This is a genomic window from Aeromonas sp. R4-1 (genome assembly GCF_040908325.1).
Classification (GTDB): domain Bacteria; phylum Pseudomonadota; class Gammaproteobacteria; order Enterobacterales; family Aeromonadaceae; genus Aeromonas; species Aeromonas veronii.
This window is the reverse complement of the sequence record NZ_JBFODM010000047.1, coordinates 1-11,186: the sequence shown is the minus strand read 5'-3', so window position 1 is coordinate 11,186 and position 11,186 is coordinate 1. Positions and strand designations below refer to the sequence as shown.

At 46.3% G+C, this 11,186-nt stretch carries 9 protein-coding genes and 1 pseudogene; 9 read left to right on the top strand and 1 reads right to left on the bottom strand.

Features of this window, described 5'->3' with window-relative positions; translation table 11 throughout:
• The 5 genes from AB5Y90_RS07725 to AB5Y90_RS07705 form a co-directional block, all read left to right on the top strand.
• Nucleotides 1-1,134 (top strand): tyrosine-type recombinase/integrase (locus tag AB5Y90_RS07725; RefSeq protein WP_368166764.1); only part of this gene is annotated, 1,134 nt, incomplete at its 5' end.
• Between the two features lie 712 nt (nucleotides 1,135-1,846).
• Entirely contained in the window at nucleotides 1,847-3,043 is a 1,197-nt protein-coding gene (locus tag AB5Y90_RS07720) for a site-specific integrase (RefSeq protein WP_239497654.1), read from the top strand.
• Between the two features lie 137 nt (nucleotides 3,044-3,180).
• A complete protein-coding gene (locus AB5Y90_RS07715; RefSeq protein ID WP_113740801.1) occupies nucleotides 3,181-4,143 on the top strand; it encodes a site-specific integrase in 963 nt (320 codons plus the stop codon).
• A gap of 536 nt (nucleotides 4,144-4,679) precedes the next feature.
• Nucleotides 4,680-4,937: a hypothetical protein gene (locus AB5Y90_RS07710; protein WP_016351021.1), complete on the top strand. Its 258-nt coding sequence runs from the start codon at nucleotides 4,680-4,682 to the stop codon at nucleotides 4,935-4,937.
• A 220-nt stretch (nucleotides 4,938-5,157) separates the two neighbouring features.
• On the top strand, nucleotides 5,158-6,168 hold the full coding sequence (locus AB5Y90_RS07705) for an AAA family ATPase (RefSeq protein ID WP_234879834.1): 1,011 nt from the start codon (nucleotides 5,158-5,160) through the stop codon (nucleotides 6,166-6,168).
• A gap of 887 nt (nucleotides 6,169-7,055) precedes the next feature.
• Here AB5Y90_RS07705 and AB5Y90_RS07700 read toward each other — a convergent pair.
• A complete protein-coding gene (locus AB5Y90_RS07700) occupies nucleotides 7,056-7,157 on the bottom strand; it encodes a hypothetical protein (RefSeq protein ID WP_368166765.1) in 102 nt (33 codons plus the stop codon).
• A gap of 404 nt (nucleotides 7,158-7,561) precedes the next feature.
• Between AB5Y90_RS07700 and AB5Y90_RS07695 the strand changes: the two are divergent.
• The 4 genes and pseudogenes from AB5Y90_RS07695 (at nucleotide 7,562) to AB5Y90_RS07680 (ending at nucleotide 10,969) form a co-directional block, all read left to right on the top strand.
• Nucleotides 7,562-8,676, top strand: a pseudogene (locus AB5Y90_RS07695) (transposase).
• 55 nt (nucleotides 8,677-8,731) lie between these two features.
• Nucleotides 8,732-9,436, top strand: coding sequence for a hypothetical protein (locus AB5Y90_RS07690; RefSeq protein WP_368166763.1), 705 nt, complete (start codon nucleotides 8,732-8,734; stop codon nucleotides 9,434-9,436).
• 148 nt (nucleotides 9,437-9,584) lie between these two features.
• The gene (locus AB5Y90_RS07685; protein ID WP_368166762.1) at nucleotides 9,585-10,334 is read left to right on the top strand and encodes a DUF2971 domain-containing protein; all 750 of its coding nucleotides are present in this window, start codon (nucleotides 9,585-9,587) and stop codon (nucleotides 10,332-10,334) included.
• Nucleotides 10,335-10,753: 419 nt separating this feature from the next.
• The gene (locus tag AB5Y90_RS07680) at nucleotides 10,754-10,969 is read left to right on the top strand and encodes a hypothetical protein (RefSeq protein ID WP_368166761.1); all 216 of its coding nucleotides are present in this window, start codon (nucleotides 10,754-10,756) and stop codon (nucleotides 10,967-10,969) included.
• The last annotated feature ends 217 nt before the right edge of the window (nucleotides 10,970-11,186 follow it).

The window sequence follows — 11,186 nt, the reverse complement described above, 5'->3', positions numbered from 1 at the left end:
GCTACCCCTGCTGATACTTCCCCTCGCAGTTTCTATCGCTGGATCCGCGCCGATCTTGACGCTTTCAAGGCTGCGGGGTTCATCCCTCCTCAAACACCTTCCACACCTCGTGAACCTTCTGTTGATGCCTCAGCTTGCCCCAGCAGTGGGATCATGCTCACCCACGCATTGGCGAAATTCATCGAGACTAAAACCAGTGAGGGGATCCAGCATAGGTCGGTGGGCCAGCTCCAACTTCGGATCAACGCCTTCGTCACCTGGGCCAAAGGGGTTAAAGTCGATGAGGTGACGCCCGCTCTGGCGCAGGAGTACCGCAACAGCTTGCTGCGCAAGACCAACCTCAGTTTCAAAACCAAAGGAGATTACCTCGCCGCCCTGAAACAGTTCTTCCGTTGGTGCGTGGCGCTGGACTATTGCAGCCGTAACCCTTTTGATGGGTTGACGGCAGGCAAGAAGCCGCACAAACGGGCGGATGAGGAGCGAGTGCGCTGGCATCGCCCTCAACTGGCTCAGCTGTTTGCCAGCCTGCGCAGCAAACAATCCCAGAAAGGCAAAAAAATGAGAGTTCAAGACTGGTGGGTGCCCCTGCTGTGCCTGTATGCCGGGCTGCGACCCTCCGAGGCTTGCCAGCTCAAAACTCAGAACATCAAACAGGTTGAGGGGATTTGGTGTCTGATGGTCGATGCGGGAGAGGTGGATCAACAGCTCAAGAGTGCCAATGCGTACCGTACCGTGCCACTGCACAGTGCGTTGATCGGACATCAATTCCTGGACTATGTGGAGAGTCGTCGCGGTCAGGGGCAGGTATTTTTGTTCGACGACAAACCATCAGGCAAAGACGACGACTGGGCGCATAACATCACCTGTCGCTTCCAACGCCACCTCAATGAGGCTGGCATCGTAGGTCAGGGCCGTCCCACGCTTTACGGGCTGCGGCATACCTTCATCGATGAGTTACAGCAGGCGGATGTCGCTGAGCATGTTGTAGCCGAACTTGCGGGACACAGTAAAAACGGCCTGACGTTTGGCCGCTATGGCAAACGTGTGAACATTAGGCTGCTGAATGAGAAAATCCAATCCCTTCCTACCGACCTGATACCCCACCACCTGCTGTCAGGGGGAAAATCACCGTAAAGATGACGCATATTTTTTGGGTAACAGGGCGGTCTCCCCCCCATGAAAAAACCAATATGAGAACATTTCTCGGCGGTTTAATGGGGCGGGCATGGCCCTATCTTCATGATTTATAATGATTTTAAGTACATTGGAAAATATTTAAAAAACCTAATAAAAATATGTTGACATTTCTTTTTCTTTGTGGGTTATTTTCATTGACGAGTGGTCCTCAATCGTTGTAGTATGCTGATAAAGCTGCTAACAAGGACATAACAACGACAGTAAACACGAAGGATCGAAACGAAATGAATATGGCGTAGAACACACCGACACGTTTATCTCGTTCAAACAAGGGTTATCACCCCTTCAGATTTAAAAAATACCGCCAATATCACAGCTATCTTCGATACGCTGAACGGGTTGTTATTACCCAAATTCGGGTGAAGTGAATAACACATGGTATTTGCTTGATGCAATGTTGAGTAAAAATCTGACGGGAACATTTGATTATATCGATTAAATGACATCAGCTATCGCTAATGTATACTTGGCATTTGACAAATTAACAGGATTTTGAGGTGAAACTTATCTGTTTATAGCGTCACAGAGTAATTTATATCGCTGTTTTTAGGTGCACTATTACCCTCTCGGTATCGATGCGTGAGCATCACGTTTTGCTATTGCTGTTTTTGTAATTGAAGGAGTATTTATAACTGTAATGAGGGTAATTATGAACAAACAAACCAATAAAAGGACCGTTCAAAAACAAAAAACTAAACACAACACTGTGCGTTCAGTCATTGTTGATGAGCATTCACTGGCGTCAGCCATTCGTCAGCACCTGGAAATCAAAAAATACCAGTATGCGCAGACAACCTATGACATTTCGAAGCGTAAAGCAGAACAGTTGATAAAATGGATTGGTGATAAACCGCTGACGTCATATCGTGCGAGTGACATTGAACTGCTCGTAGTGAAATTTTGCAACAAAAAATATAAAGGAAATACCATTAACCAATATTTGGATATATTGAGACAAGTCTTTGCACGAGCTGTCAGCGATGGTGTTATTCATACCAGTCCAATGGATGGCATTAAAAAATGCAAATTTGAGGTGGGCGAACCTGATCCATTTTATCAATACGAAATTAAGGCATTTCTTGCCCTGAAAAGCACCCATTTGCTGGAGGTGTCACTCATCCAACTCGGTATCTCTACGGGTCTGCGCATCAGTGAGTTAATGGCGGTCAGTTCGGAGGCGGTCAATCTCGACAAGAAAATCTTATTGGTTGACCTTGCGTTGGTTGATGGGCAGTACAAAACGCCCAAAACCAGGGGATCTATTCGCACGATAGAGCTGTCAGAACAGGCTGTTGGATCTCTCAAAACCTTGATGAGGCTAGCGGAGCATCGTAAGGCTAAGAAGATTACGGTCACGAGGTCGGACAATCGCACTCAGATGAGTGAACAACGCACCCTGCTGGCTTACTACAGCGCCAAAAGGCGCAGTTATGCCTCGGTTGATGAGTTCCGTGAGCGGTTTTTCAGGCCGTTCTGTCAGGCTGCTGGGGTGCGTTATCGGGGGCCATCTCAATTTCGGCACACCTATGCAAGCCAACTGCTCTCGGCGGGGATCAGCATCGAGTGGATAGCCCGTCAGATGGGGCACACCGGTACAGAAATGGTGGTACGCCATTATGGCAAGTGGTTGATGGAGGACGCCCCTGATTATAGGGGTAGGGCTGACACGGTATTTAATGCCTGTATGGCTGGTCAGCAGGCTCAAGTTACTGTGCCGAGCTGTAATCAAAAAACTGAAGATAAAAACACAGAAAGCGAATTCGATGTCGACGCATTACTGGCAACTCCTGCTGTCATGCAGAGATTGATGAGTGTTTTAATGCAGCGAATTTCTGTGGCGCAGTAAATCACTGTCTACATCACGCATTCAGCATTAATTTAAAACTAAATCGCACCTTTAATAAAGGGATCCACGTCGTGGGTGGGGAAATCCTGCCCACTATCTAAAGAAGGCGTTATTCAAGCGCTCTGGGAGATGACCGAATGGCTACACAGGCAACGGAAAAGGAATATGAAAGACTGGCAAAAAATCATTATGAAATCCTAAAGGAAAAGGGCCTTAATATCACAGCAAAAAACATTGCGGATGAATTGTTGGCTCGCGCTTCAAAATGCAGCCCTGGCTATTGGCGAAAACTGCGCTGTGCACTGGTATATCATCAACAATTGTTGAATTTTCCCGACGCGGCCGAGCGAATTCAGGCCCTGAGTAGGCCAGATATACCGGTTAAGGCAAAACAAAAAAGAGTTAAAAAGGTCGATAATGATGATCTCGTTGCACTGATTCAGTATTTTAAGGCGCGTAATGACAGCGCTATGTTGGCGGCCATATTGTTGTTTATGCGCGCGGGGATAAGACCTGCTGAACTAGCCACTATAACTGCGCAGGGTAATCGGCTCACCGTTATCGGAGCCAAAAAAAGTCATGATGGCAAACGTGGTGCAGATAGGGTCTTACAGTTTGACACGATTTCGCCAGAGAAATTGCAACTCATGGTGACCGAGGCAAAGAAAGCAAAAATTGGCTCATTGCAGGACAAGCTGCGTGCGGCGGGCAAAAACCTCTGGCCGGCGCGAAAATCGCTGCCGACCTTTTACAGCTGGCGCCATCAGATGGGCTCTGAGCTCAAAGCGTCTGGGCTCGACCGGCAGCGCATTGCCTACATCATGGGTCATCAGGCAACGTCTTCTGTGGACAAATACGGCAATCGTAAATCCGCTAATGGTAACGTGTTACCCACTTGCCCAGCGGATGCTGACCTGAGCCATATCAGGACAACGCACGCCGAGCTTTCTGTGGATAACAAAACTTATCGCCAGGAAGCTACACCCACAACAGTGGCTGAGCCTTCGCCGAGCGCAGATTCAACTGCCCCAACAACACCGAGAGGCATGGCGGCATTCATCAATCGGCATCGCGATGCCGATGACGACTTATCCCGATAAGGGGGCGGCTACAGGGGGACAGCCTTGCTGCTATCACAGCATGGCAAATCCCCCTGGGGCGCAACCGTAAGAACGCCTTCGTCGCAACCGTAAGAACGCAGAGCCAACACAGCGTAAGAACGCGGGGTAAAACATTCTTACGAACGTAAGAATGTGGGTGTGTCGAGGTTACGAGACCGGAACCCCCGTAGGTTGCGCAGCGACCGGAGTGGGGTGGAGAACCCATTTTTATGGAGGGTATGAAGCGATTAATATGGCATGACAAAGGAGCCGAATATAGGGGTCAAGGTGGAGTCTGACGAGGCACGAGGAGGAACTACCTTGATGCCTATATATCGGTGACGGTCATCCATATTGATGGCGAAATACCAGACATAAAAAATGTTTAGATGATTATTTGTTATTACACAAAACGCAGCCATAACATCGCTTGGTGCTGATCAATCGAGGGCGTTTACATCACAACCAGTATCTAACCAGCAGAATTTATGACAGCCGAAAAGGCACCATATTGTTTAACAACATAGAGGAAATAGATGAAAATTCTAAACGAAATTTTGGCAATCATTTCAGAACACCCGCGCACCGGATCTAGCAGGGTGCTGGCTGCTGCGTTGGCATCGGCATGTAACACTCAATACACAGTGTCATTGCTCGATGTGTCTGTGAGGCTCGATGAAAGTGGCAGGCGGCTGGTTGAGCGCCTTGCTCGGATCACTCTGGAAGCCGATTATTCGAACGATGCACAGGATCGGGCGCTCCAACGCCTTCGGGCGCTCGGGCTCATTTGCTGATCGAGGACAGACGACCAATGCCACCATTGTTGGTGGCATTTTTATACCTGATTATCCATGCCCTTCATACTGATAGCGCAATATCAGACATAAAAACACTGTATCTGCAACAACACGGGGTAGTTAATTATACATATACGCATGATTAGCTTATGCATATATGTAAACGATGAGACATATCAACATAGTACTAAGTCACCACAATAATATAGGTATGTTTATGAATAATGAAAAACATTATAATTTCAGTCCTGCTGCTGGATTAATTTCCAGCCAGCAACGCCCTAATTGGGTGGTGGATAATCTGATTGAAAAAGGCGAACAGTGGATTATTAATGGCTCGCCCAAAACGGGTAAATCGATGCTTGCAACGCAGTTGGGCTTGGCTGTAGCCAGCGGTAGTGTATTTTTAAATTGGGAAATTAAAAGGCCAGCGCTCGTATTGTATATGGATTTTGAGGTCAATGACAGATTGTTTTGGCAGCGGTACTACACCATGTCGGAACAGACCAACTTGGGAGATGCAAAAAACATTAAAACATTCTTGCGGTGCGGCGATTATAAATCGACTGATGTATTAGATCCTATGGCATCACAGGCAATAATAGATATTGTCAACGACATTCAACCGGATTTGATCATCTGGGATGTCCTCGCTCGGATGCATAATGCAGAGGAAAACAACAATGGCGAAATGGGTCAGGTGATGCGAGCCATTCGAAAAATCAGCGGCTCAGCTGCACACATCATCGTTCATCACGCAAGAAAGGCTTCGCCTAATGCAGGTGGGGTTAACGCTGGCGTAATGAGCATGCGGGGAGCTTCTTCGATTCATGGTGAGGCCGATGGTGTCATCTCACTGGGGACGCGAGAGGGTCAGGGCGCTCGCTACAACCTGACGTTCAGTGCGAGGGCTGTTGAAACACCTGACGAAATACTCCTTAATCGTATTGGGCTGACATTAGTCAGTGCCATCGGGGAGGAGCGCGACAGGCTGATGGATGGGCTGCTGGAGGCACTGGAAGGCCAGGAGGCGATTTCTGCCACCACATTGACCGAGAGGTTTTGCCAGTATTTCTCTGTAAAAGAACGGCAGGCAAAAAATTACATAAAAAAATGTGTCGATAATGGTTGGGTGACAAGGGTGGCGACATCTGAACGGACTGAATATGTATTAACAGATGGCATTGCTATCACACATTTAGCAGATTCATCCACATCCGCCAATTAATTGGATGTAATGGTGCAATGAACTACATATATATAAGTATTGCATGTGATATATTGCACCCCCTTAACAATCCCCCGGCTCGATGAGGATAAATCTACTCTTATCCTCATCGGTTGACATCTCGGAAATAAGTAGGTATGAAAGCATCAAGCATTCATTTTAAAAAGTCTAGCCCCCCCGTTTGTTTTCAAATCCAAAAGGAATTTTTTCATGAAAACAAAAAAAGGTTTTTTTTATTTTACTGGCTGGAATTGAATTTCATGCTGCCTCTTTTTCAGTGCGCGATCCTCCTTATCGCCATTTCTAAAAATGCGTCTCATCGGAAGCCGTCTTTACTTTCATAAATTCCACATAGAACTGCGTTCTATGTGAATATATGATCCAGAGTTTAGCTACGCAGGTCAAGACGTGGCGTAGCAAGGGAGGCCGGTCAATCAGAACTCATCTCAGAGCATTAACGATCCACTCTGAACTCGTTAGGAAAGAGCCGTCGGCCAAGTTACTGGTGCGGGATAAGTCCTGAACGGCTTTGAAGTGTCTAAAGAAGTCGGGGTGATTCACCCTGTAGCAAAGGGGCTAGGTGAGGAACATATCCGTATCCTCTGCTAACCAAACTACCAGTTTAACAAAGCAGTCGTTCACTAATTGATTGAGCCTGCTCATATTTTTATCCATTTCCTCTTTCCATGTCTCGATCTACTCCCTTAAGATAGCCAAACGAAAATTAATCTCTCAGGGAAGCGTCATGGGAGCGATTCGTGACACCATGTTGGTTAACAGCAGCGGGCTGAGGGCTGTAACTCAGGGGCGGTAGCCTTGCCTGATGAGATAGGTAAGCGAGTGGCTACCCGTTACTCAACATGGTGGCTGTACTAATTTTTTGATTGTTAATCGGCAACACATTTTCGTTCGGCGGCAAGCCGGGTGAGAAAGGCATTGACCTCAGCAGAACCGAGTTCCTGCGTGTGTCGCAGTTGATGAAAGCGTATGAAATTGCGGATCCAGTACCAGTAGGACTTTTCAGTACGGATGCTGTACGCATCACTGTCCTGACCTGTTCACGCAAGCGGGGCTTGCTGGCTCCTTCCATGGCTAATTCCTTTTCTGTCTTTATATACAGTGGTAAGGATTGAGCAAAAAATGGAAGTCAAGCGAATACGTTCAAGTATCAGAGGCAGACTGGTAATGTTTTGATTTAATTTGATTTTTTTCGTGGCGACTATCAGGGCAGAGTGGAGTTATACGGAAGGCTCTGTTAACGGATTAGTACCGCCTTCCATCTAATCACTGTTCATATACAGGATCTTTAGCGGCAACCAATTGAAATAGATATGAAAAAGGCTTCGTTTGTGATCTGATTTTATCGCCTAACAAAATCGCCACGCCCGAAGCCATGACTATTATCGACACCAACCACTAGATCTCAATCAACTCCTCGCTCCCGCCGAGCTTGAGCGCATTGCCCGCCTCTGCAAGTTTTGCCTGCGTCTGCGCGCTATTACTCCTTGGATGCTGGTCACCTCCCTGCTACGCGCCTTCGGGGGAGACAAGGTCGATGCCATTGCCAACTTGCATCAGCATTTCAATGGTTTGCAGCTCGTTGACGCACATCAAGTCTCCTATAAACCCTTTCACAACCAGTTGCGTAAACCCGCCTTTGCCCAGTTTCTGAATGCCCTGGTTGAGCGAGCCATTGCCCTGCGCATCGGCCAGCAGGTGAAGGACGTTGCCCAAGGGGCCTTCAAGCAGGTGTTGCTGCAAGACGGCACCTCTTTTGCGGTCCACAAGCGCCTTGTGACTGTTTTTCTTGGGCGATTCAAGGCCATCAGCCCAGCCGCCATCGAATGCCACATGCTCATGTCACTGCTGGAGCAAAAACCGGTCTGTATGCAGCTCTCTGCCGACACCGCGTCTGAGCGCCAGTTTCTTCCTGATGCCAAAGTGCTGACCGGCATGTCACTCAAGGAGGCCGGACGGCAGCACTGCCGGGCAGAAGTGCTGGATATGGATGTGAAATCGGGCAAGTACGAGTATCGATTGATCCGGCGCTGGTTCGCCGAGGAGAAGCGATTCTGCATCTGGATGACCAACTTGCCACGTGATGCATGGCCAGCAGAGCGCGTGATGCGTCTGTATCGCGGTCGCTGGCAGGTCGAGTTGCTGTTTAAGGAGTGGAAATCGCACCACAACCTCAAGGGTTTTGTGACGGGACAGAAAGCGATCGCCGAGGGTCTGGTATGGGTCAGTCTGCTGTCGCTGGTGCTGAAGCGGCGAGTTGCCCAGACCCTGGTGAAAGAGGGTTTATCCACGCTGAAGGCTGCGAAGAACGGTGTGATATGGTGGCTCCCGATATTGGAGGCGATAATAGCGCACCGGGCAATGAGTGAAATAAGGAAGCGGTTGGAGTGGGCCTCAGTTTATTTGGTTAAAAACGCCCGTCGGACAAAGCAGAGAAAATCGATACAAAACAGGACCTTGGATGACGTTTTAATTAACGTTTTTTCTTAAGGTCCTGTACATGAATCACTGTTAGGGCAATTCAAGTTTTGCGAAAGGAATAAAAATGGCCAATATAGGTACAGTAGATTTCTATATCGGAGTGCCAAGTTTACCTCGTGAAGATTTTGAGAGTTATTCGACACGGCTTTTTGACGAATGGGAGCTTTATGTTGGGCAAAACTTAGAACTAAATGACTATTCTCTTGTACTAGAGGTTGAAGAGGGGTCAATAAAGGCCAAGGGTAAAATACTTGCTACTGCAAGCGTTTTGTATTTTGGTATTGCTCAATATGGTTCATTCATCTCTGGGCTTCAAACGATAAATAATCAAGTTAAGGCTATTGGCGACTATCTTGGGGAAAGAGCTAGCTCACCTTTTGACCTCAGTACAGCTAAACCTAAACTACGAAAGCGTGGAGAATCGCTTGCTCGTTTAGAAAGCCTTTTTGCCAAAGTTCAGAGTGGTGGAATAACAGTCGACATGGCAATGCAAGAGGCAGAATCAATCTTCGGTGCAGAACTAGAGGAAGCCCCTGAATTTGTAAATGGCCTCAAAGAGTCTTTGGAGCAAACGCCGGTAGTTCCGCAACAAATGGAATTAAGGTTAATCGACTCTGATGGAGATGAGTTAACTATTCCCGATCAGCGCCCACAAATGCCTCGAAATCCTCAGCCGAAGCGTTCCCCACCTGCTGTAGATCAATTTAGAGTTGAAGTTTGGCGTGAAACTAAAAGCGGTAAGAGAAATGTCAAAGTTACAAGCTTATAATAATTTCCCTAACAAAGCATTCAAGATGGATTCACAACGCTTGGCCGTTTTGGTCTGAATTATTTTTAGTGTTTACGGCGCAATGGTTTAGGTTTAGTGGTGGCGTTGTTCACCCCTTAATGCGGCGTTATGTTTAAAGAGGTTAAGCTTGAAGTTCTATAAATACATGACATTAAATAAGGATGTTCTTGATGCGTTTATCAATGAGTATTGTTGGTATAGCTCCCCGCTCAGTTTCAATGACCCATTTGATTGTGCGTTAATGAAAGGGAAGAAGTTTAAAGAGTTCTTTTTAGAAACCAAGAAAATACTATGTTTGGCAACTGAGCATAACAATTTGCTAATGTGGTCTCACTATGCTGATTCGCATAAAGGAATTTGTATTGAATATACGCCTTTTAGTGATGAGGAAATTGCTAGTTTAAAAGAACAAGGGATTTTCGGAGATTCTCCCAACGACAGATGGTGTATTGTACAAAACGCTCGTAAAGTTGAGTATAAATCAGTTGAAGCCATAAATGGTTACCTTGATTTATTGCCGAATACTGACCAAGAATTTATGGAATTGCATGATCAAAAGCAGGCAGCTGGACAGGCTGAGGAATACTACTCAATGATAAGTAAAGCTTTGACCATAAAGCATGAATCTTGGGCGTATGAAAACGAGTATCGCATTATCCATGATGGTAATAACAGAAATACTCATCCGGGCAAAATCACCAAGATCTATATTGGCGCGAAGGCATCTTCACAAGACAAGCGAACGCTATCGATGTTGACTAATGGTAGTATAGACCTCGTATGTATGGACTTTTCTGAATCAAAATATGCTTTAACTGAAAGAAGCCTAAATCCGGAAATTGATTTTCAGGATTTGGGCTTGCGCTTTGGAAAATAAACATAACAAACGCTTTAAGACGGATTCGCAACGCGTGGCATTTTCATCATGCGTTGATTTTATTGATTTAGGTGGTGTGCTGAAACACTTTATTGCGTTGCTCACCACTTAAGCGGGCGTTATGTTTCAGGGAGAGTTAGTTGCAAAATTTGATTATTACTATAGGAATTATTGGAAGTCTAGCGTCGATCATCAGCTATTTAATGCAATTGGCAGGCGTAAAATCTAAATTAATTCATGTGTCTTATGTGGTATTTCTTGTTCTAGTTACTTCTTTTTTTTATTCACGACAGTGCAACCATTGAAGCTGAAAAAGAACTTTTGCAAGTACAAGTTTCAGAGTTAAAAAGCATCGAGTATCAGGCCGCAAAAATATTGAAAAACTCCCCTCATGTCACCGAAGGAGAAAAAGAGGCTTTATGTTTGCTAGTTTAGCCATGCTGGAAAAATTTAAAAACGAGCAACCTGATGCTTATAAAATGGCTCGCGACTTTGCCATCTCTAGCGGCGTATTAGATAATCAACAAGAAGATAGTATGAAACGTCTATATCAAGGTTGGGCGCTAAGAGATGGCGCGGATGCGATGGAATCTTTGTTAAAAGGGCTTGCAGGTTCAGCAAATACTGAAACATAATAATCGCATTAAGGGTGGACGCAAAAAGCTGGGCTACGCTCATTCTTCACTTAGGGAAGGTGCGAACAAGTCCCTGATATGAGATCATGTTTGTCATCTGGAGCCATGGAACAGGGTTCATCATGAGTCATCAACTTACCTTCGCCGACAGTGAATTCAGCAGTAAGCGCCGTCAGACCAGAAAAGAGATTTTCTTGTCCCGCATGGAGCAGATTCT

Bases quoted from the DNA above. Each gene is read 5' to 3' on its own strand.
- AB5Y90_RS07720 (WP_239497654.1), top strand. From the start codon at position 1,847: ATGAACAAACAAACCAATAAAAGGACCGTTCAAAAACAAAAAACTAAA.
- AB5Y90_RS07715 (WP_113740801.1), top strand. From the start codon at position 3,181: ATGGCTACACAGGCAACGGAAAAGGAATATGAAAGACTGGCAAAAAAT.
- AB5Y90_RS07710 (WP_016351021.1), top strand. From the start codon at position 4,680: ATGAAAATTCTAAACGAAATTTTGGCAATCATTTCAGAACACCCGCGC.
- AB5Y90_RS07705 (WP_234879834.1), top strand. From the start codon at position 5,158: ATGAATAATGAAAAACATTATAATTTCAGTCCTGCTGCTGGATTAATT.
- AB5Y90_RS07690 (WP_368166763.1), top strand. From the start codon at position 8,732: ATGGCCAATATAGGTACAGTAGATTTCTATATCGGAGTGCCAAGTTTA.
- AB5Y90_RS07680 (WP_368166761.1), top strand. From the start codon at position 10,754: ATGTTTGCTAGTTTAGCCATGCTGGAAAAATTTAAAAACGAGCAACCT.